The sequence below is a fragment of the Pseudomonas mandelii genome (assembly GCF_900106065.1).
GTDB lineage: Bacteria > Pseudomonadota > Gammaproteobacteria > Pseudomonadales > Pseudomonadaceae > Aquipseudomonas > Aquipseudomonas mandelii.
The window spans coordinates 4,074,841-4,096,118 of record NZ_LT629796.1 but is presented as its reverse complement, the minus strand read 5'-3'; the positions used below and the strand labels follow the sequence as shown (position 1 = coordinate 4,096,118).

The 21,278-nt window shown below is 58.1% G+C and carries 18 protein-coding genes and 6 pseudogenes; 13 read left to right on the top strand and 11 right to left on the bottom strand.

Features of this window, described 5'->3' with window-relative positions:
* Positions 1-3 precede the first annotated feature (3 nt).
* From BLU63_RS18945 to BLU63_RS18915, 7 genes are all read left to right on the top strand, one after another.
* The gene (locus BLU63_RS18945; protein ID WP_057005372.1) at positions 4-753 is read left to right on the top strand and encodes a DsbA family protein; all 750 of its coding nucleotides are present in this window, start codon (positions 4-6) and stop codon (positions 751-753) included.
* 193 nt (positions 754-946) lie between these two features.
* Positions 947-1,426, top strand: a complete 480-nt coding sequence (gene radC / locus BLU63_RS18940) for a RadC family protein (RefSeq protein ID WP_231990967.1) — start codon at positions 947-949, stop codon at positions 1,424-1,426.
* Positions 1,427-1,620: 194 nt separating this feature from the next.
* Positions 1,621-2,040 (top strand): TIGR03757 family integrating conjugative element protein, encoded by a 420-nt coding sequence (locus BLU63_RS18935; protein ID WP_057005374.1) that lies wholly within the window; start codon positions 1,621-1,623, stop codon positions 2,038-2,040.
* Positions 2,037-2,972, top strand: coding sequence for a TIGR03756 family integrating conjugative element protein (locus tag BLU63_RS18930; RefSeq protein ID WP_057005375.1), 936 nt, complete (start codon positions 2,037-2,039; stop codon positions 2,970-2,972). Before BLU63_RS18935 ends, BLU63_RS18930 begins: the two co-directional genes overlap by 4 nt.
* A gap of 10 nt (positions 2,973-2,982) precedes the next feature.
* Entirely contained in the window at positions 2,983-4,374 is a 1,392-nt protein-coding gene (locus BLU63_RS18925) for an integrating conjugative element protein (RefSeq protein WP_057005376.1), read from the top strand.
* Positions 4,371-4,709, top strand: a complete 339-nt coding sequence (locus BLU63_RS18920) for a hypothetical protein (protein WP_057005377.1) — start codon at positions 4,371-4,373, stop codon at positions 4,707-4,709. The genes BLU63_RS18925 and BLU63_RS18920 overlap by 4 nt, the downstream gene beginning before the upstream one ends.
* A 15-nt stretch (positions 4,710-4,724) precedes the next feature.
* Positions 4,725-6,248, top strand: coding sequence for a conjugal transfer protein TraG N-terminal domain-containing protein (locus BLU63_RS18915; RefSeq protein WP_057978227.1), 1,524 nt, complete (start codon positions 4,725-4,727; stop codon positions 6,246-6,248).
* A gap of 8 nt (positions 6,249-6,256) precedes the next feature.
* On the opposite strand, the gene BLU63_RS18910 is transcribed toward BLU63_RS18915, so the two are convergent.
* Genes BLU63_RS18910 through BLU63_RS18900 form a run of 3 tightly spaced genes read right to left on the bottom strand, consistent with a single transcriptional unit; the run spans position 6,257 to position 7,424 of the window.
* Positions 6,257-6,616 carry a DUF3742 family protein gene (locus BLU63_RS18910; protein WP_057978241.1) on the bottom strand — a complete coding sequence of 120 codons (360 nt, stop codon included), beginning with the start codon at positions 6,614-6,616 and terminating at the stop codon, positions 6,257-6,259.
* A gap of 29 nt (positions 6,617-6,645) precedes the next feature.
* Entirely contained in the window at positions 6,646-7,104 is a 459-nt protein-coding gene (locus BLU63_RS18905; RefSeq protein WP_057978230.1) for a type II toxin-antitoxin system YhaV family toxin, read from the bottom strand.
* A complete protein-coding gene (locus BLU63_RS18900; protein ID WP_057978243.1) occupies positions 7,104-7,424 on the bottom strand; it encodes a type II toxin-antitoxin system PrlF family antitoxin in 321 nt (106 codons plus the stop codon). Before BLU63_RS18900 ends, BLU63_RS18905 begins: the two co-directional genes overlap by 1 nt.
* A gap of 294 nt (positions 7,425-7,718) precedes the next feature.
* On the opposite strand from BLU63_RS18900, the gene mobH reads away from it, so the two are divergent.
* Positions 7,719-9,575 (top strand): MobH family relaxase, encoded by a 1,857-nt coding sequence (gene mobH, locus BLU63_RS18895; protein ID WP_083375962.1) that lies wholly within the window; start codon positions 7,719-7,721, stop codon positions 9,573-9,575.
* 602 nt (positions 9,576-10,177) lie between these two features.
* On the opposite strand, the pseudogene BLU63_RS33345 reads toward mobH, so the two are convergent.
* The 3 genes and pseudogenes from BLU63_RS33345 to BLU63_RS33340 all read right to left on the bottom strand — a co-directional run.
* A pseudogene (locus BLU63_RS33345) lies at positions 10,178-10,294 on the bottom strand (lysis protein); the annotation flags it as partial.
* 252 nt (positions 10,295-10,546) lie between these two features.
* Complete coding sequence (locus tag BLU63_RS18885; RefSeq protein ID WP_057978233.1) at positions 10,547-12,103, bottom strand: methyl-accepting chemotaxis protein; 1,557 nt, start codon at positions 12,101-12,103, stop codon at positions 10,547-10,549.
* 481 nt (positions 12,104-12,584) lie between these two features.
* Positions 12,585-13,006, bottom strand: a pseudogene (locus BLU63_RS33340) (EamA/RhaT family transporter); the annotation flags it as partial.
* Here BLU63_RS33340 and BLU63_RS32795 point away from each other — a divergent pair.
* A pseudogene (locus BLU63_RS32795) lies at positions 12,972-13,178 on the top strand (transposase); the annotation flags it as partial. The pseudogenes BLU63_RS33340 and BLU63_RS32795 overlap by 35 nt on opposite strands.
* A 390-nt stretch (positions 13,179-13,568) precedes the next feature.
* On the opposite strand, the pseudogene BLU63_RS18875 reads toward BLU63_RS32795, so the two are convergent.
* Positions 13,569-13,826 (bottom strand): annotated as a pseudogene (locus BLU63_RS18875) (transposase); the annotation flags it as partial.
* Between the two features lie 116 nt (positions 13,827-13,942).
* Between BLU63_RS18875 and istA the strand changes: the two are divergent.
* Both istA and istB read left to right on the top strand, forming a co-directional pair.
* A complete protein-coding gene (gene istA, locus BLU63_RS18870) occupies positions 13,943-15,442 on the top strand; it encodes an IS21-like element ISPpu27 family transposase (protein WP_115284415.1) in 1,500 nt (499 codons plus the stop codon).
* Positions 15,435-16,238, top strand: coding sequence for an IS21-like element helper ATPase IstB (istB, locus tag BLU63_RS18865; RefSeq protein ID WP_010466203.1), 804 nt, complete (start codon positions 15,435-15,437; stop codon positions 16,236-16,238). The genes istA and istB overlap by 8 nt, the downstream gene beginning before the upstream one ends.
* A gap of 171 nt (positions 16,239-16,409) precedes the next feature.
* Here the strand turns inward: istB and BLU63_RS18860 are convergent, their stop codons facing one another.
* Entirely contained in the window at positions 16,410-17,948 is a 1,539-nt protein-coding gene (locus tag BLU63_RS18860; protein ID WP_057977870.1) for an IS3 family transposase, read from the bottom strand.
* 66 nt (positions 17,949-18,014) lie between these two features.
* On the opposite strand from BLU63_RS18860, the pseudogene BLU63_RS18855 reads away from it, so the two are divergent.
* Positions 18,015-18,146 (top strand): annotated as a pseudogene (locus BLU63_RS18855) (transposase); the annotation flags it as partial.
* A 217-nt stretch (positions 18,147-18,363) separates the two neighbouring features.
* On the opposite strand, the pseudogene BLU63_RS18850 reads toward BLU63_RS18855, so the two are convergent.
* The 3 genes and pseudogenes from BLU63_RS18850 to BLU63_RS18840 form a co-directional block, all read right to left on the bottom strand.
* Positions 18,364-18,666, bottom strand: a pseudogene (locus BLU63_RS18850) (IS21 family transposase); the annotation flags it as partial.
* A 105-nt stretch (positions 18,667-18,771) separates the two neighbouring features.
* The gene (locus BLU63_RS33170) at positions 18,772-19,338 is read right to left on the bottom strand and encodes a hypothetical protein (protein ID WP_174604249.1); all 567 of its coding nucleotides are present in this window, start codon (positions 19,336-19,338) and stop codon (positions 18,772-18,774) included.
* A 60-nt stretch (positions 19,339-19,398) separates the two neighbouring features.
* Positions 19,399-20,325, bottom strand: a complete 927-nt coding sequence (locus BLU63_RS18840) for a LysR family transcriptional regulator (RefSeq protein WP_231990896.1) — start codon at positions 20,323-20,325, stop codon at positions 19,399-19,401.
* Between the two features lie 96 nt (positions 20,326-20,421).
* Between BLU63_RS18840 and BLU63_RS18835 the strand changes: the two genes are divergently transcribed.
* Entirely contained in the window at positions 20,422-21,210 is a 789-nt protein-coding gene (locus tag BLU63_RS18835) for an SDR family NAD(P)-dependent oxidoreductase (protein ID WP_057976741.1), read from the top strand.
* Positions 21,211-21,278: the final 68 nt, after the last annotated feature.

The following is a 21,278-nucleotide window of genomic DNA, read 5'->3' as shown; positions in this document are numbered from 1 at the left end:
GCCATGCCTTCGCCCACTTTCCTCCTCTACCGTCGGTGGCCGTGCGGGGTCTGGCTGCTGGGGTGGGTGATTGCTGGCCTGCTCGTGCTCTGGCTTTGGTCGTGGGCCGACGAGTCGCATGAGTCAACCCACACGTCGGACACCACCGCTGCCCAGCACCCGGCCGGCCCACCTTGGCGCTATGGACGCATGAATGCGCGCTTCACCATTGTCGAATACGCCGACCTCGAATGCCCCTACTGCAAGGCCTATGACCCCATACTGCGGCATTGGATCGACCAGCACCCGGAGGTGAATCTGCAATGGCACCACCTGCCGCTAGCCATGCACGAGCCGGCAGCGACTCGACAGGCGCGTCTGGCCGAATGCATCGGCGAGTCCCACGGCCATGATGCGTTCTGGCAAGCCATCACCTGGATCTACCAGCACACCCGCAGCGACGGCCAGGGCCTGCCGCCCGACACCGAGTACCACGGCCAGGACCCAACCGTGCAAGCCTGCCTCGCCAGTGAGCGGCCCGACACCATCATCCAGGGGCAGGCCAACGAAGCACGCCATGGCGGCGTGAGCGCCACCCCGACCCTGCGTCTGATCGACCACCACAGCGGCCAGTCACTGACCCTGGCCGGCCCGGCCGAAGGCGACGCGTTGCTGTCGGCATTGGACCTATTGGTGTCCAACGGTACGGCGCCATACGCAGCACAACTTCATCACCAAATGCCTGCCGACGTCGTCGGCGACATGCCCAGATAGCCCGCGGTCTTCAAGGCTATGGCGCGGTTTCGACCGCGTTGACTGCACGCCAGTTCGCCACGCATCCCCCGAGCGAACGGTCATCTGCGCAAGCGATGGCGGATGCCTATCGTCACTGTCTCCGGAGGGTCCGCCCTCCAGGGGCGGCTGCCTCCAATTCCTAAAGGAGGTTCCCATGTCCACATCCCTCGCCATGATCAGTGGTAATGCGTCACTCAATCCCGTCGGCACACCGGACGACGACCAAATCATCGAACAGGCGTTGGTCATCCTTGAGCAGCGAGTGTTCACTCGTGGCCCCTCGCTGCAAAGCCCGGAGGATGTGCGCAATTTCCTGCAGCTGAAAATCGCAGCACAGCCGCATGAAGTCTTTGGCGCCGTGTTCCTCGATTCGAAGCATCAGGTGCTGGCCTACGAGCCTTTGTTCCAAGGCACTATCGACAGCGCCAGCGTCTATCCACGGGTGGTGCTCAAGCGCTGCCTGGACCATAACGCCGCCGCTCTGGTGCTCTGCCACAATCACCCTTCCGGCTGTACTGAACCCAGTACGGCGGACGAAACGTTGACCCAGCGATTGAAGGAGATATTGGGACAGGTCGATATCCGTCTGCTGGATCACTTCATCATCGGGAAAGGCGATCCTTATTCGTTCGCCGAACACGGATTGATCTGATCCTCCTCGCGCCAGCTTGCTGACGCTCCAACACCCCATCGGAAGCGATGCTTTCGATGGGGTATCTGCGGTCCACGAAATACCGCGATTCATCGGTGCATGGAAACCGGGCACCTCCCTTTTCCGATTGTTTGTTGTCGCGTTAAGCGCGATGCGTTGCACTACCGAGGTCATGAACCACCGGATGCTGCGCCATGTTGTGTTCTCTTTCCCCCGGCCCGATCAGTTGCCTGGCCTTGGCCATTGCGCTGTGTGCCTCTGCGGCTAGTGCAATGGATATCTGGGTCATCACCGACCGCCAACATCCCGTGCAAGGTACACCTGACCGACTGATCGAGCTGGATGCACCCGCGCGTATTGAAGCCGAACTGTCGACCGATCTTCCAAGTGATGTCCAGCAAGCGTCACTCTTGGTACAGCAGCGCCTCAAGCACGGCGGCCCCGCGCTGGAGCAGCGTCTGGCCAGGACCTACCAGGACGTGACCGATGCCTGGAGCTTGGGCATTACCTCTCTCCCCGCCATCGTCATGGATCAACGCTACGTAGTTTATGGCGAGCCGGGCGTCGCCACGGCGATCGCACGCATCGAGGCCTACCGGAGGACTCAACCATGAAGTGTGCCCGGCTTCGGCGTACCGGCATCGCCACCATTCTGTTAATGACCGCCTCGTCATCGTTCGCGCTCAACACCGCGACCATCGTGTCTTCCACTTTGTCCCCATCGTGCCTGGAATACCGGGTGGTAGGGATCTGCTATTGGCTGTTCTGCACGCCGTTCGGCTGCTCGGTGCGGACGTCCACCAAGGTGCGCCACTACATTCCGGATGCCGTGGTTTCGAGTTACTCCAATACCGGTGAGAACCCGTGGCTCGAAGTGCGGGCCATGAGCGCACCCAACGTGACGGCCCAGGCCGGTGGCGACGGCACGACGAACCATGACAATGAAAGCAACATGGCGAAGTTCAAGAACGCCGACGTGATCGGCCATCCCGGCGGTCATGTGTTCGGCCAATTTGCCAGCACCTCAGGTTACGCCTGCAAAGGTGCCGGCACCGCGTTCATGCCGTACCTGCTGAGCACGCTCGACACCGTGGCCTGGCGCTACAACGTGCCCGAAGCCGTGTACCCAGAGGCCCTGATTCCGGGCATGCGCGAGATCGGCGCGCGCAGCACGTTCAACCTGTGGGGCGCCGTCTATCCGCGCGGCGGATTTCTGCATCAGACCGACGATTATAAGACCGGTGCCGTGGTCGCCCAACGCGCCGGCGACATCGTCACCCGGCGGGGGCAATTGCATGTCTATCAGCCATTGCTCGCGAACTCGCAGCCCGGTTACTGGCCGGCCGGAGCGCTGGAGGAAAGCAATGCCTCGACCGGCAAGTGGCAGGAGCTGACGCCGCGTCTTTCCAACAGCTGCGCGGTGTTCCCCCACAGCGAACCGCTGACCCAGGCCCAGCAAGGTGATTATGCCTGGGCGCTTTGGCGCCCATACAGCTGTTGCGAACGCCGCGGGCAGACGTTCCTCGGCAGTACAGACTTCAACTGAGGGGAAAACAATGAAGCGTCCTGTCACCCTCTTCCACCCATTGCCGTTGCGGTGGCAGGTGGCCCTGCTGGCCAGCGCGCTGGTGCTGGTCAGCAACCTGGTATCGGCCCAAACCGACGGTTTCCAGAACAGCGGCAGCGTGATTGGCGACGACCTCATGTATTCGATCGGTGGCGGCAGCGCGGTGTCTATGAGCCGCGCGGCCGGCATGCATTCGCTCGGTGTGGGCGCGGGCTGGAACAGCAACCTGATGTGCGGCGACATGAACATCAGCACCACGATCCAGAATCAGCTCAACGGCCTCACCAATGGCTTTCAGAACATCATGAGCAGCGTGATCCAGAACGCGACGAGCGCGGTCGCGTCGTTGCCGGCGCTGATCATTCAGCGGGCAGACCCCGGCCTCTACAACCTGTTGACCAACGGTATTCTTCAGGCCAGGCTCGATTTCGATCGTTCCAAACTGACCTGCCGCGCGATGGCCGAGAAGATGGCCGACACGGCAGGCGGACAGATGAGCTGGAGCCAGCTCGCCGAGGGGATGGCGTTGCGCCAGGCGGTGGCGAGCACTGACGCGGTGTCAGCCATCGAACAGGCTGAGACCAGCCGGGGCAAGGATGGCGTGCCGTGGGTGGGCGGCGGCAATGCTGGCGGTGCCGGCCAGCCGTCGATCAAAGTGATCGGCGATGTAACGCGTGCCGGCTACAACCTGGTCAATGGCCGCAGTGCAACCGACCCAACATCCATCGACCCGACGAGCTGTAATAGCCTGGCCTGCCAGACCTGGTCGTCGCCGCAAGCGGCCACCGACTGGGCCACACGCGTGCTCGGCGAACAGGAGCAGCGCACCTGCGCGATCTGCACCAAGACCCAGACCGTGCCAGGCGTCGGGTTGACGCCGCTGATTCAGGAAGAGTACGAGGCCAAGCTGGAAACGCTGCAGGAATTGATCAGCGGCGCCCGCCATACCACCGCTGAGAACTTGCGTGCAGCCGGCAGTACATCCTTGCCGGTTACCCGCGGCGTGATCGAAGCGCTGCGCGATGAACCCGACCAAGATGTCCTCGCCCACCGCCTAGCGTCCGAGGTAGCGCTGGCGTCGGTACTGGAAAAGGCTCTGCTGCTGCAGCGCACACTATTGACCGGCAAGAAAGAACCCAATGTCGCGGCTAACCAATTGGCCGTCGAAGCGGTCAATCATGAAAGCGACACGCTCGACCGCGAAATCCTCAACCTCAAAACCGAATTGGAGATCAGGCGCGAGCTGGCAAACAACTCGCCGATGACGATCATTCAGCGCCATGGCACGCGCGCGTCAGGCTCGCGTGGTATCTACGAGGGCGACCCGGTGCCGGATCGCCTCGACCAGTTACAGCGCTCCCATCCAGGAGACCCGCCATGAACGCAGCATGGCTACGGCCGCGCTGGCGCGTCCCCAGGGCATTGCTATGGATGCTGCTGCTCGTTGCGCTGGCAGTGGCGGCCAACATCGCTGGCCTCTATCGGGTCGGCAGCATTGCCGGCTGGGAACTCTGGCTGGCGAACGCGGCTGGCTACTTCCTGCTGTGGCGGCTCTGCCTCTACGGGGCGACTGTCTATGGCTGGGTGTGGATGCGCCGTCGGTTGCTGGCACGCGAATCGGATGCCTCGACACAGCGCCGGCTGCTACGTACCGAAATCGCCGGAGTCACTGCGATCGTCGCACTGGAGGCCAGCCTGCTGATGCAGGCGGTCTAGCGGGAGACCTGGAACATGACGCTTTTCACCACTGACTATCTGGAGTATTACCTGACCCTCGTGGGCTGGATCGTCCACAACGGCATCTGGGCGGTGCTGGTTTCCAGCGGCGTGTTCGCCATTCCCTTTATAGCCATTATTATCCAGGAATGGCTCAAAGCACGTACTGAAGGGGCCGACGAAGGCAACAAGGGCGTACTGTCCTCGATGCGCATCGAGAACCGCATCTGGGTGGCCATCGTCGTGCTGATGTTCGCCGGCATCCCGTTTATCGATATTGACCTCGGCACGATCAAGTACGACCAGGCGCGATCGGCACAGTGCCAGGTTAATATTCCGCAACCTACGGATACCGGCTGGTCGCAGTCATTCAGCACGCTCAACAACCAGAGTGCCAAGGTGCCGGTGTGGTGGGCATTCATGCATGCACTCTCGCGTGCGGTGACGGGGGCCTCGGTTGCGGCGATCCCGTGCGGAACAGATCTGCGACAAATGAGGATGGACATCAACACTACGCGCATTGACGACCCCCTCCTCGCACAGGACGTGGCGGACTTCACCCACGACTGCTATGGACCCGCCAGGGCGAAATTGTTCATGAGTCGACCGGAACTGGATGAAGCACAGATGCATGACGTGACCTGGATCGGCTCCAGTTACTTCGTCAACACCAACGGTTTCTACGACACCTACCATGCTAAGACACCCCGTGATGGCTGGCCCTACGATAGCAACCGAGACGCCGGACTCGCACAGGTGCCGAGCGGAGCGGGTTATCCAACATGTCATCAGTGGTGGAGCGATGGCAGTAACGGGTTGCGCACACGGCTATTGGCCCAAGTCGACCCCAACCTGCTCAACCGAATGGCAGGATGGGCCGGATTCTTGAGTCGTGCCGAAGTGGATAACTCGGTGGTCCGTGCGATCGCCTCCCCGCGCCAACAGAAGCTCAATCAGGGAACGGTTTACACCGACTATGGTGGCCAGATCGACAAGACCCTGCCGAACATCGTTACCCGCACGGCGGGCGACGTAGGTCTTGCGGTGGGAGCCATTCCTGCATTTCCGGCGATGGACGTGGTGCGCCAGGCCCTGCCAATGGTGTTGTCGCTGCTGAAGATGGCCTTGGTGATCTGCATCCCGCTAGTGCTGTTGATGGGCACCTACGACCTGAAGACCGTGGTCACCGTCAGCGTGGTCCAGTTCGCGCTGTTCTTCGTCGACTTCTGGTTCCAGCTCGCTCGCTGGATCGACAGCACCATCCTCAACGCGCTCTATGGCTCGGGCTGGGGTTGGAACCGGCCCGTCACTAATTTCGATCCAGTGATGGGGTTGAACAACGCCTTTGGCGATCTGTTGCTGAACTTCGTCATGGGGACGATGTTCATTGTGCTGCCAACCTTCTGGGTGATGGCGCTATCTTGGGCGGGTATCCAAGCAGGGAACATTCTTCAGGGGCTTGTTGGCGCTACAGGAGATGCAAAAGCCGCCGGTGGAAAGGGACCCAATGCATTGATGAAGGCCGTTTCAAAGAAATGAGCGGGTAGTCAATTGTCATCATGAACGTGCGGATCGATACGATAGCCATCATACGTGTAAAGTCCGAAGCCGGCTGGTCCGTTTTTCCACTCAGGCTCAGACGTTTCATCTAATTCTGCGTTATTTGCCACCCGGGAGATGACCACGCCGAATATCAGCAGCAAAGCCAGCCAGAACGCGGTATAGAGCAGCACAGCCAGTACCGCGAGCTTGACGCCCCAGATCAACACAGCCGCCGCTGACGTAGGCACGCCTTGCCCAATCAGCCATCCCGATACCCGCCGCTCTCTGCACACATAAGCACGCCATCTGCGGCCGAGCCAGCGGCCAAAGCGTTCTGCATTGCTGATGCGAGTTCTTGTGCTCATAGTCATCACCTGCTAAGCGCGTTGAACAATTACTCCAGTTTGCTCCAATTCTGCCGGCTGGCTGTCACCAACGCGTCCCAGTCGTCTGGCGGATTTCCACGACCCAGCATCTTCTCAAACACCGCATACGGATCGGACTTGCTCCCCGATGCACGCAGCGTTTGCTCATCGTTGACCCAAGCGTAGACAATCACTTTCGCCCTCGAGTCATAACGGAAGAATAGCCGAAACCGTCTCCCAATCTTGGCCCTTCGCCAGTGGCGGTATTCCGGCCCCAGTGTGTTTCCTTGACGGTACTCATCGCGCGCCGGCTCATCGGGAACGACTTCAAGCACCAGTTGGCTCAGGGCTCGGAACAGCTTGACGTTGGCATTGGATGCAAATCCTATCGGGTCATTCTGCTCCGCGCGCTGCGCGGCGGTATACAACCTCTGCAACTGCTCGATCACACAGTCGTGGAAGAGTAGCGTCCATCCGTGCCGCTGCATCAGAGCGCCACATCGCCGTCAATCTCGTTGGTCAGATTCACATCACGCCCAGCCTGCATCAGCATGGCGTGAGCCAGTTCGTCCGGCAACCCGCGAACATGCCGACCAGCCTCGATATCGCGGGCCAACAGACTCAGAAACGCGCCGATGGCCGGATCTTCGTGCTCGGCATTCGCGCGGGTGACAACAATCTGTCCATCCTCGCCCAGGTCGAACGCTACCTTGCCGCCGGTATCGACGCCCAACGCCTGACGGATCGGCTTGGGCAGCGTGATCTGGCCCTTCGATGTGAGCGTGGCTAGTTCATGAATGGCTGGCATGGCGTGGCGTGCTCCTTGGATGACAGTTTTTTCGATGGTAAGGAACATTCCTTTCCTCGTCAAGACAGATTGGCGAGATCTTCAGACGCCGGTAGGCGGATCGCGCTTACCTCAAAAAAAAAGGACTGACCCCGTGTCGGATAGCTTGTAGAGCGACTCCCCGAGCCGAGCTACATGTAAAGGCTTCGATAAAGGTAAAAGGGCTGGGAAGGGTCAATGGAATGGGGGCAAGGGGAAAGGCTCTACCCGTAAAAGGAAAAGGCTCTCCCATCCACCGCAACGTCAGGTGACATCATGTTCGCGCTGTTCCAACGAAAACGCTCGGCGTCGGCACCGATGGCGCCCACGGAAGCGGCTGTAAAAGGTAAGGGGCTGACGCGGCAGGAGTCGGCCGCATCGCTGCTGGCCACCCCACGCCGGCAGAAGTTGCTAGAACACATCTGGCAACGTACTTCGCTCTCACGCAAGCAGTTCAGGTCCCTGTATCTCGCACCACTGGAACGTTACGCCGAGTTGGTCCAGCAGTTCCCCGCGTCGGAAAGCCATCACCATGCCTATCCAGGCGGCATGCTCGACCACGGGCTGGAAATCGTCGCCTACGCGCTCAAGCTGCGGCAATCGCACCTTCTTCCAGCAGGCACAACACCTGAGGACCAAGTAGCACAAGCCGAAGCCTGGACAGCCGCCATTGCCTACGCAGCGCTCCTGCACGATATTGGCAAGATCGCCGTCGACCTTCATGTGGAATATGCCGACGGCAACACCTGGCACCCCTGGCACGGACCATTGTTGCATCCGTACCGCTTCCGCTATCGCAAGGAGCGTGAGTACCGGCTGCACAGTGCCGCAACCGGACTACTCTACAACCGCCTGCTTGATGGTCACATCCTGGACTGGCTCAGCGACTATCCCGCGCTGTGGTCGTCGTTACTGTATGTGCTGGCAGGCCAATATGAACATGCCGGCGTGCTCGGTGAGCTCGTAACCCAGGCCGACCGTGCCTCTGTCGCTCAGGAGTTGGGTGGCGATCCAGCCAGGGCGATGGCCGCGCCGAAACACGCACTGCAACGCAAACTGCTGGAGGGACTGCGCTTCCTGCTTAAGGAGGAGCTGAGGTTGAACCAGCCCCAAGCATCAGATGGCTGGCTGACACAGGACGCCTTATGGCTCGTCAGCAAGACCGTCTCAGACAAGCTGCGCGCGCACCTGCTTTCGCAAGGCATCGAAGGCATCCCATCGAGTAACACCGCAGTATTCAACGTTCTGCAAGATCACGGCATGCTTCAGCCAACAGCCGATGACAAGGCCATCTGGAAGGCAGTCATCACGAGCGAGGGTGGATGGTCGCATACGTTCACCTTGCTACGGCTGGCCCCAGCCTTAATCTGGGAAACCGGGGAGCGGCCCTCGCCCTTTAGCGGCACTGTGAAGGTCGTACAGGAAGAAGCTGCGTCAATAGAGTCTACCGCCTGCATACCGCCCAGTGGCGAAGCCGCTGCGATGACGGTGAACGGAAGGCCTTCATCCGCACCAGTGATACCAGCCGCAACCGCGGTCCCTGCTGATGGACTGGATGATCTACTGGAGTTGTTCGCCACGCCGGATAACGCACACATTAGACCTTCACCACCGGGCAACAACGAACCCAAACGAACGCCAGTTCAACAAGAATCCAATGCGCCTGCTACGTCACCAGTATCTGTCATACAGGAGCAAGCCCCATGGACGCGGCTCTCAGGCGAACACTTCATGATTTGGCTGCACCAGCACATTGATAGCCGCAAGCTGATCATCAATGACGCGAAAGCTCTGGTCCATACCGTAGCCGATACCGTGTACCTGGTGAGTCCTGGGCTGTTTCAACGTTACGCACAGGAACACCCACAGTCAGCCGTCTTCGCCAAAGAAGAAAAGACGACAGACTGGCAGTGGGTGCAAAAGCGCTTCGAGAAGCTGGACTTGCACCGAAAGCAGGAGAACGGCTTGAACATCTGGTCCTGTGAAGTCACCGGACCGCGCAAATCACGCAGGCTGCATGGCTATCTGCTGAATGACCCTCTGCGACTGTTCAATGACATCCCTATGAACAACCCCTATCTCACGGTGTTGTCAACGACGAACTCTGCCGCGAAGCACAAGGGCGCGATATGAAAGGCTCTCACGTAAACGATATTCTTCCTGCGATGATCCCCCCACGGTTGAGTGACAAAACCTCGCCCCGCACTGCGGGCTGGCCAACGCCCACAATTTGAGGAAGCTAACTCCCGCCATTGCCGGAAGTCTCCAGTCTCGGCTGGCGACGGACAACTCCCCCAGCGGGGGACGTTGGATAGCCATCGACGACTGCTCCACGAGTCTCCGGGGTTTTCCACCAGCGGTGAGGGATAGTTAGTGCATGAGGTCGTGCTTCACGATGCCATCGGCGGCTAACAAGGAAGATGGTTAAAAGGGCGTGCGAATTTCGCACTTCCTCCCTCGACACCCCGCTGACCGAACACAATCACCTATAGTCGTAGTGAAATATCCAGAGACCGCTGGTAATCTCTTGACCACGTTCGCCAAACATTAAGGGATGGAGGCGAAAATAGAAGCCCTGGAGCCGCGAACCTCCGGGGCTTTGCTTTTCTACTTGGCGAGCACGTACATAATCAGCGACACGCTTACGACCCAGGAAACGATCAGTAGTATTCCCATCCAAATAAAATGCTGATCCATCGCCGCTCCTTGTGCATGGCTTAACCTTCAAGATCAGCTTAGCGCACCACGGCCCTGACGTACGCCTGGCAAGCCCGTAACGCGATCAGTCCTTGATCGCTGGCGTCGGTGATTCCGATAATTCGTTGAGCATGTGCTGGGGCAAATCTGGCCCGCTGGGTACGGCACTACAGCAAACCAGACAGCGGCGCACCTGCTGTCAAAAGTCATGGTTTCCAGACGCTGGTTTCCACTATGGTTTTCACGATATTGCAGTGTTTTTCACTGGCAGCTTGGCCAGTTGCGGAACAAGCCTGCGGAGGTGTTGCGTAAAGCGCTACTCCAATTTGTGAAGCGCCCCCATGCAGTCATGCTCGTCAGCCTCAATCTATCCTGGATAGCTGATTGGGGTGCGCTTTAGACCAGCCCTATAGTCGAAAGCGCTTAACCAAGTCGTCAAGTTCATGACCTAAGCGTGCCAACTCGATACTTGAGGCGGCTGTCTCATCACTCGCGCCAGCGGTTTGTTCAGAAATATCACGCACGTTCAGCACGCTACGGTTAATCTCTTCAGCCACTGCGCTCTGCTGTTCAGCGGCTGAGGCAATCTGCTGATTCATCAACTGGATTGTAGACACCGTGCGGGCGATATTTTCCAGAGAGGTTCCGGCACGACGAGTTAATTCAACACTGTTATCAGTCAATATACGACTGCTCTCCATAACGGCGGAGACTTCTTGAGTGCCGTTTTTCAAGCTGGAGATCAGCGTTTCAATTTCCTCGGTAGATTGCTGGGTACGCTGCGCCAAGCTACGAACTTCATCGGCAACTACCGCAAAACCTCGTCCAGCTTCACCCGCTCGCGCTGCCTCAATGGCGGCATTGAGAGCGAGTAGATTGGTTTGTTGTGCGACCGCCTTAATAACATCAAGCACGCCGCCGATTTTGTCGCTTTCCTCTCTGAGATTACTCATAGCCACGGTGGAGTTGCCGACTTCGATAGCCAGGCGTTCGATTTGAGCCACGGCCTCACCAACAACTTTGTCACCTTCGCGGGCCTGCTTATCTGCGGTAGCGGCGGCGTCAGAGGCCTCTTTCGCATTACGCGCGACCTCTTGCACGGTGGAGGTCATTTCGTTCATGGCAGTAGCAACTTGATCAGTTTCGACTTTTTGGCTGTTCACACCAGCACTGGTCTGCTCGGTGACGGCTGACAACTCTTCAGCAGCGCTAGCAATCTGGATGACACTGGCGCCGATACCGCCAATCAGTTCGCGCAGGCTGGTGGTCATCTGTTGCAGGCTTCTCTGCAGTTGACCCAGCTCATCGCGGCGATTAACCTCCAAATCCTGACTCAAATCGCCGGAGGCAATACGATCGACGTCCTTGAGGACATTTTGCAACGGTGTAACGATTTGCCGGGTAATGATCCAAGCCGCGACGGCGCCGAGCAGCAACGCCAGCGCAGCGATACTAGCAAGCAGAGTTTTAGCAAAAGACGAATCGGCATCGCGCTTGGCAGATTGCGACGCTATCAACTGCTGGGTGGTATTGAGCAAAATGTCGCCTTGCGCGCCCATTCGGGCGAACACCGGAGCCAGATTGGTTCCCACCTGGTTTAAGGCGCCCAAGGCATCGCGATACACCTTGACCGCGGCTATCTGCTGATCAATCAGCGCCGCATCGCTGGGCACAGTCAGTTGGACACGCGCAGAGTTCAAATACCCAGCCAGTTCGTCGAGCGTCTGGAGGATCATCCGGGAGCTCTCCCCCTTTGGGTTGAGCTCCATCTGCAAACGATGAATTCGCAGGTCCTTGGTCATCTCGCTGACACGAGCGATGTCCTGTACTTTGACGCCGCGTTCAGCAAGAACATTGATGGCTATCCAGCCGGTGAGAGCAAGGAAAAAAGTCAGCGCCAATACCAGGCCGAACCCAAGACCGAGCTTGGTACCTACACGGATATTGCTGATCCAGCCGAACATAAATACTCCAAGCAGTAGATTGAGTTTGCCTACGGATTTATCACAGATGTTTATCGGTTGGCTCGTCGATAGGCTTGAGCAATAACATATTGCGGAATGTGTCTCGAGGCTCAGAGGCTCAAACCCCCATGAATGACCCGCCACCTGCGGTTTGAATATCAGGTTTTCTCAGGTTCCGGCGTGTAGGAAATGACACTCAGTATAGGAATCAACACGGTGTGTCGGAGAGTGACAAGGTTATGGGGTATGCCTATGCCCTGGTGTCCGCCACTTTGACCACGCTTTGACGGAATGGCGGACAGAGGTGGGACAGGCATGAGACGGATTCGCCGTCCCTGGCCAACACCAGCCAGCAGGAAGGCCCGGCTGACATGGCTCTCGGATAAAATGCGGGATAAACCCATATTACGCTGATATCGCATTTGGCCAGCAGCCGAGTCGGTGCCCGTCAAAGTGAATACTGTCGATCTGCCCAATAGGATCAATGTTTGTGACAATGATGGATGTCGGGGAAGTGCGAGTGGGTGTGCTGGATCGCGGCGTGCTCATGTAAGTGGCTACGTGGTTCCACTCCATCCCAGTCGAATTCATGCTCATGCTGGTGGTGCTCGTCATGGATATGACGATGGCTGTGCTTGAGGGGTTGTGCTGATGTTCGTGAGCGTGATTTTCGGTGAGATAAATCCAGACACCGATGGCCATCAATGCGGCAGCGAATAAGAACAAAAGCGACACTGACTCACCCAGGATCAGAATCGAGATAACCGCCCCCAGAAATGGAGGCGTTGAGAAGCACGCACCGACTCGAGCGTTTCCAAGTCCGCGAAGGGCAAGGACGAACAACACCAAGCTGACGCCATACCCTAGAAAGCCAACCAGAAGTATTGGGCCGAGCGTAGTTACAGTAAGGGCCAAGGTTGAACATCCACTTCGAGTGATCAAACGCCAGTTTGGCAATACGAAAGTGCGCTATCGCGGACGGATGAAAAACACCGCGCAACAGACCACGCTATTTGCCTTGTCGAACCTGAAGATGCGAAAACGGCTGCTGGTTGCGGAAGTGGTGCGCCTGTGATTCGCGAAATGCGCGGATAAAAGGTGTTATTCAAAGGAAAAACAATAAATTAAGTAGAACCAACACCTGATTTTTGGCTGTCCACCGACTTTTGAACTCCCAATGGCTGGAATGTCAATAAATCGGGGGTGGGGGGACTTCAGACCTCCCCTAAACCTATTTGGTCTAATTATATGACATATATCAATCATAGATTTCATTTATTAAAACTCGGGAGCTATCGTATACGTGACTGAGTAACCCTAGGGAAGGTCTGAAGTACCCACCGATTTTTGAGGCCCTCGCTGCTTGAGGTTCAAAAAATCCAAGTCGGCCGAAAAACAGACCCTTCTTGTCTTTAATTCACGGCTCTTTCCTCTGATCGTGCTGTTTCAGGGCGATCAGCCCGCATTACAGACGCACCTCTCCCGCATTCAACAACCGTTTTCGCACCATCCACAGGTTCGACAATGCGAACAAGGTTGTCTGTTGGGCGATGTTTTTCGACAAGCCACGAAAGCGTACTTTCGTGTAGCCAAACTGGCGCTTGATCACGCGAAAGGGATGTTCAACCTTGGCCCGCACCTGCGCTTTGGCGTATTCGATCTTGCGTCGCATACGCCCGATCAAACTCTTTTTTCCGTGCTTTCTATAGCTGCTGGGACGCGCGTGTTGCCGCTGACCGAAAACTGACCCAGTAAAGGCTGTTCTGCCGACTGAAAACTGACCCAGGTGTTCAACTGCTTCTGCTCACTTTTCGAGCAGGAGAACACAGGGTGATCAGCATGGAAATGTTGGGAAAAATCCGGCGGATGTACTTCCGCGACAAGCTCTCGCTGCATCAGATAGCCAAGCGTACCGGACTGTCGAGAAACACCATTCGAAAATGGGTCAGAGCACCCGAAGCCACCCAGCCGGCGTACCAACGGTGCGCAACCTTCAACAAACTCAGTCCATTTCACGAGACGCTGGAGCAGGCGCTTAAGGCCGATTCGTTTCGGGCAAAGCACAACCGCAGGAGTGCCAAAGCACTCTTCGAACAGATCAAGGCCGAGGGGTACGACGGCGGCTACAGCCAACTCACCGCCTTTATACGCTCGTGGCGCGGCGAGCAAGGCAAGTCTTTACGAGCCTTTGTGCCGCTGACCTTTGCACTCGGGGAGGCCTTTCAATTCGACTGGAGCGAAGAAGGTCTGCTGATCGGCGGCCTGTTCCGACGCATCCAGGTCTCCCATATGAAGCTGTGCGCCAGTCGCGCATTTTGGTTGGTTGCGTATCCCAGCCAAGGCCACGAGATGTTGTTCGATGCCCATACCCGCTCGTTTGGCGCGTTAGGTGGGGTGCCGCGTCGCGGCATCTACGACAACATGAAGACCGCTGTCGACAAGGTCAACAAGGGTAAGGGCCGCACGGTCAATGCTCGGTTTGCCGTGATGTGTGCGCACTACCTGTTCGACCCGGACTTCTGCAACGTCGCTTCCGGCTGGGAAAAAGGCATCGTTGAAAAGAACGTCCAAGACAGCCGACGGCGCATCTGGCTCGATGCTCAAAACTGCATGTTCCACACCTTCGAGGAATTGAATGCCTGGCTCGGCCAACGCTGCCGTGCGCTCTGGGGCGAACTGCTGCACCCGCAGTACAACGGGCTGACCGTGGCGGACGTCCTGGAGCTGGAACGCGCTGAATTGATGCCGATGCCGACTGCCTTTGATGGCTACGTCGAGCGCACCGTACGGGTCTCCAGCACCTGCCTGATCAGCGTGGCGCGAAATCGCTATTCGGTGCCGTGTGAGCGGGTCGGCCAGTGGGTCAGCAGCCGTTTGTATCCTTCCCGGGTGGTGGTCATCGCCGATGAAACGACGATTGCCAGCCACGAGCGTCTGTTTGATCGAGATCAGGTCAGTTTTGACTGGCAGCATTACATCCCGCTTATCGAGCGCAAGCCTGGAGCGCTGCGCAATGGCGCTCCGTTTGCTGATCTGCCGAAGCCGTTGCAGCTGCTAAAACGCGGTCTGAGGCGTCACGCCAATGGTGATCGAGTCATGACGCAGGTACTGGCGGCTGTTCCCATCGCCGGGCTCGACGCCATATTGGTGGCTGTGGAGTTGGTACTTGAATCAGGCAGCTTGAGTGCTGAGCACATCCTGAATGTCCTGGCTCGACTGACATCGACAGCAGCCCCTCCGTCCGCCGAAACCAGCCTTCAACTCAAGATAGCGCCTGTCGCCAATACGGCACGCTACGACCGGCTCCGTACCACCGATGAGGAGACTCGCAATGCGTGATCTTATGGCGGAACTCAAAGAACTGCGTCTGCATGGCATGGCCAGCGCCTGGGAAGAACTAGCCTCGCAAGGAGAAGCTTCGACGGCATCCTCGAAATGGCTACTTGAGCATCTTCTCCAACAAGAACATGCGGATCGAGCGGTGCGCTCAGTGAACCACCAGATGAACATGGCCAAACTCCCCATGCATCGTGATTTGGCCGGCTTCGACTTCAGCGCTTCCAGCGCAGATGCCCGCCTGATCAGGGATCTGTCCAACCTGGAGTTCACCGATACCGCGCAGAATGTCGTGTTCATCGGCGGGCCTGGAACAGGCAAAACACACCTCGCCACCGCCTTGGCTGTGTCCGGGATCACGACGCATCACAAACGCGTGCGCTTCTACTCCACGGTGGATCTGGTCAATCTGCTGGAACGCGAAAAGTACGACGGCAAGACGGGCCGCATCGCTCAAGGGCTGCTACGAACAGACCTGGTGATACTCGATGAACTGGGGTATTTGCCCTTCAGCCAGAGCGGTGGTGCCCTGTTATTTCACCTGCTATCCAAGCTGTACGAGCACACCAGCGTGGTGATCACCACCAACCTCAGCTTCTCGGAATGGTCGAGCGTGTTTGGTGACGCCAAGATGACAACGGCGTTGCTGGATCGGCTGACACACCACTGCCACATCGTCGAAACGGGCAACGAGTCCTACCGCCTGCAACACAGCAGCTTGGTCGCCCAGACCAAGATCAAATCACGTGAACGAAAGCGCAAAGACAATGATGGTGCCGAGGACGATGAGCTGTTTTGATCTGCACCAAAAATACCCTGCCGCATGCCCACATGCGGTGGGGCTTTAATGCCTCTTCCACCGGGACACGACTGCTAAGCTTATCCACAATTGCTGATGCCAAAATCAGCAATCCGCCCTGGGTCAATTTTCAATCGGCAGGGTGGGGATGCGGACAAAAACTTGGACTGGTTATGCCGCGAAGCCCAGGCTTTCACGATACTCAATGGGACTGAGCGCGCCGAGGGAAATCTTGATTCGTTTTTCGTTGTACCAGCGAATGTATGAATCCAAGGCCTGAATGAACTGCTCGATGCTCGTTGACTGCCAGTTGCGAGGATAGAACAGCTCCGTTTTCAGTCGGCCGAAGAAACCTTCACAAGCCGCGTTGTCAGGTGAGCAGCCTTTGCGCGACATCGAACGAATCAGCTTCGCATCAGCGATGCGCGATAGCCAGCCGGGCCAGCGGTAGTGAGCGCCACGATCGGAGTGAACAACAGGCCGTTTATCGTTGCTGGCCACCGTTTCGACAGCGGCATCCAGCATCGTGTTCACAAGCTCGGCGTCGGGACGCGTGCCGATCGACCAACTGATTACCTTCCCATCGAAGCAGTCGATCATGGGGGACAGGTACACCTTGCCGGCTGGGATCTGGAACTCCGAGATGTCGGTCAGCCATTTCTCATTCGGAGCTAGGGCCGTGAAGTCGCGGTTGAGGAGGTTTTCCGGCGCCGGACTGATCTCCCCGAGGTAGGAACCGTATCGACGCCGTTTCGGCTTGGCGACGACTAGGCACTCCTGCTTCATCAAGCGCTGCACCACCTTCTCTGAAAGGCGTACACGCTGCCTGCTCAACGAAGCTCGCATCCGACGGTAGCCATAGCAACGATGATTGCGCTCGAATATGTCCGCCATGGCACGACGCGCTTCGGTGTACTTTTCCGCGACCTGCATTCGGGCTCGATGATAGAAATAGGAGCTTCGGGCCAAGCCCAACGCGTCAAGCAGCTCTAGCAAGGAGTACCTCTGCCTTAGGGCATCAGCCAGCAATGTCTTCTCCCGATTGGTCAGGACTTGCCGGTTGATGCCCGTCTCTTTTTTTATGAGTTCATTCGCCCTCATCAACAGGTCATGTTCAAGCTGCAAACGGCGAACATCGAGCTGGAGAGATTCGAGTTGCCGCTGCAACTCCTCTCGTTCCGGTGACGATGAGGGTTCAAGCCGACACTTCATGGATGGGGATACCTCTGGGCCGAGTAGCTGGTTTTTCCAGTTGTACAAGGTCGGCCTGCACACGCCCAGCTTTTGAGCCAGGGCTTTCGCACTTTCTTTTCGCGTGCACAGCGCGATGACCGCTGCCTGCTTCACCGCTGGCGGCCGGGCTAACCCGTCTGATCGACCGACAATACGCGTATGCAACTCGGGGCGCATTTCGTAAATCCAGGCACGCAACGAATCCCGCGCGGGGTAGCCCAACGCCTTGATGGTAGCGGCGATGTTGCGACCGTATTCGAGATAGTGCCCGACAGCCTTTTCCCTTTGGGCCAGTGAGTACTTCGACTTCGAGTTCTCGTAGCCACGCGGCAGGTCGAGGCATCGCTCATACTCTGCGTGCCAGCTCTTCAAAGAGTTCTTCGTCGGGTAGCCCAACTGACGAATAGTTGCCCCGGTTCGCTTGCCCAGTTTGATGTAGAGCTTGACCGCTCGGATACGGTCTTCGTATGAGTACATGAACTACCTCCAGGTAGTCCAAGATTTCCGCCGCATCCCCGGTGGGTCAGTTTTCAATCAGCGCCGACAGTCATGGGCTTCCGTCAGTTCCTGTTGCGGGGCAAGGACAAGGTGAGCGGGGAATGGCGCCTGGTCTGTCTGGCCTGGAATTTGAAACGCATGGCCGTTATGCGCCACAAATCCGTCCAATGCGGGTAAGAATGGGTTAAATCCGCTCGCACCCAGAAAGCCTGGGGCAAAAATGCCTGGAAATACCTAAATAGTGAGGCAAATTGCTTCGCCTCACTATTGATGCCCCGCTCATGAATTCAAGTCCGACAGGCTGCTAGGTCAGTGACATCTCGGCACTGGGTCAATTCGGCGTCGGCGCCAACAACCAGCGCAAATAGGCGACGGATTCGTCGGCGCGCTTAGCCTTGAAGGCCGAGCAGCGCGAGCCGGGTAGTTTTTTGAAGGGCCGTTGATTGAGACGATCCAGCAGCACGCCGATCTCCGTATTAAGTTCGCTCAGGGAGAAAAACTGGCGGTTGCGCAGCACCGCGAGGATCCAGCGTTCGACCACCTGCACGCCGACTTCGACCTTGGCTTTATCTCTGGGCTTACGCGCGCGAGCAGGCAGCACGGCGACTCCGTAATGCTCGGCCAGATCGCGGTAGCTGGGGTTAATGTCCGGCTCGTAGCTATGCGCCTTGGTTACGCCACTGCGCAGGTTGTCCGGCTTTTGTTCCCTTCGCCATTATGTGGCACTGGCTCGGCAGCCCCAGGAATGATGGGTGACGCTCGAGCCGAGGGGCACATAAGAATCAAAGGGAATCGAGCCATTTCAGCAAGTCGACGTCCCAGTGCCGAGCGCCTGCTTGGGAGGATGCCGCCGAGGATTGATCGGGTGGAGCGCACAGGGCGATGGCAGCCTTCCTACTCCAGCCACTTCACGTAGCGCTTGATTGCCGAGCCAAGCCAATTGCCGCGAATCCGATCGACAGTTTGCGGCTTCAAGAAATAACGTTCCAACATGACAACCTCCATTCCATGAAACAGGGTGGAAGGTCATCATCCGACCAGAGTGAAACGTTATGTGGCGTTTACCGGCGCAGTCGCCTTGAAGTACGGCCAAACGCCCGCGCTGGGAACATAACGGCGAAGGGAACAAAAGCCGGATTATGTGGCGCGCCACATAATCCGGCACCAGGATTTCTGACGTCCCGCCGAGAAAAGCGAAGCAACGTACGTGCAAGCCCAGCCAGTCGGGCAGTTTCTGCGACCAGGTGTCGATCATGGTGTGCCAATCATTCAGATCGACGTTCTGCGCCGCGCTGGGCGCCAGAGCTAGACCGACGTTGTTGATCAGTGCCTTCACCGCCTTGAACTGCGGGGGCAACCCTTCGACCACCGCTTTCACCGCCTGATGAAATAGAGATCGCTCGGTTGACCGGTTTCTCGCTCCCCACAATCACCTGTTGGTGCCTCTCCCGCCCGACTGCGGCCCCAGCACTTCGACGATATAGTCCAAAAAACTTTGCAGCTTTTGGGTACGCAGCCGCCCCGGCGCCGTAACCAAATGCACGGGCAGAGCTGGGGCGGCGTAGTCGGGCAGCACGCGCTGCAAGCAACCCGCCCGCAAGTCGTCGGCCACCAGTGCCTCGGGCTGCAAGATGATGCCCATGCCCCCCAACGCCGCCACACGCAGCGCGTGGCCAACGTTGGCAGAGAGCGGCCCATGAATGGCAACTTTTTCGCGGCCATTGGGCCCATCGAAATACCAGACCTCGCGCGGAGACCAGTGGGTGAAGCCAAGGCATTGGTGCTGCGCCAAGTCAGCCGGTGCTTGTGGCGCGCCATGTTCGACTAGATAGGCCGGAGCCGCACAAGCCACCATGCGGTACGGCGCCAAGGGCCGCGCACGTAGGCCTGAGTCGGGCATCGTACCCACGCGAAACACTGCGTCATAGCCACCGGCAATCACGTCCACCACGCTGTCGCTCAACTCCAGCCCAAGTGTGACCTGCGGGTGACTGGAACGGTAACCGGCCAGCACGGGAGCCAAACAATGGGTGCCATAGTTGATGGAAGCGCTGATACGCAAATGGCCTTGCGCCAATTTACGGCTGTCGCGGGCAATGGCATCGGCTGCTTCCACCTCCACCAGCACGATCTTGCAGCGCTCGTAGTAGTTGCGCCCCACTTCCGTCAGGCTTTGGCGGCGGGTGCTGCGGTTGAGCAAGGTCACACCGAGCTGCTGCTCCAACTGGCGCACATGCTTGCCGACCATGGGGGCAGAGAGCTCCAGCGCATCAGCGGCAGCTGCGAAGGAGCCACTCTCTACCGCCTTGACGAAGACCATCATGCTGCTGAACTTGTCCACAGGATTAGAAACCAATAGTTTTTAATCAAAATATTATGCGCGCATTTATCTTTTATCGGGTCGTTTCTACAGTGACTGCATAGCAACCACTCACTGAGAATACTCACCATGCTGAACATCGACTTAAACGGTAAGACTGCCGTCATCACGGGTTCCACTGCTGGCATTGGCTTGGCGATTGCCAAGTCTCTGGCTCAGGCTGGTGCAAACGTTGTGGTCAACGGCCGCACGCAGGCAGCGGTGGACAAGGCTGTAGCCGCCGTGCAGGCCCACGCACCAAGCGTTGAGGTGCAAGGCGTGGTTGCTGACCTGGCCACGGCCGAAGGCTGCCAACAGTTGGCGGTGCAAGCGCCGCACTGCGACGTTCTGATCAATAACCTGGGCATCTATGGCACCGTGCCGTTTTTTGACATCAGCGACGACGAGTGGCAGCGCTACTGGGATGTGAACCTGATGTCTGGCGTTCGCATGTCGCGGGCCTACATGCCGCAGATGCTGGAACGCAACTGGGGCCGCGTGGTCTTCATTGCCTCTGAGTCGGCCTACAACATCCCGGCGGACATGGTGCACTACGGCATGAGCAAGACCGCCATGTTGGGCTTGGCTCGCGGGCTGGCCAAGATGGCCGCAGGCACAGGCGTGACCGTGAACAGCGTATTGCCCGGCCCTACGTTGTCTGAAGGCGCGGCCCAGATGCTGATGGCAAATGCCCCTGCCGACCAGACACTGGAAGAAGCGGGCATTGCATTCGTCCAACAGCACCGTCCCTCCTCGATCATCGGCCGCGCGGCGCAGCTGGACGAAGTGGCGAACATGGTGACCTACGTGGCTTCGCCCCTGTCGTCGGCTACGACGGGCGCGGCACTGCGAGTGGAAGGCGGGATTGTGGACAGCATTTAAGCCTTCATCGCACCTCGTTCTGGTGGTTTGAACAGCCAGAAAACTGATGCCCCATGGTTCAAGAACCA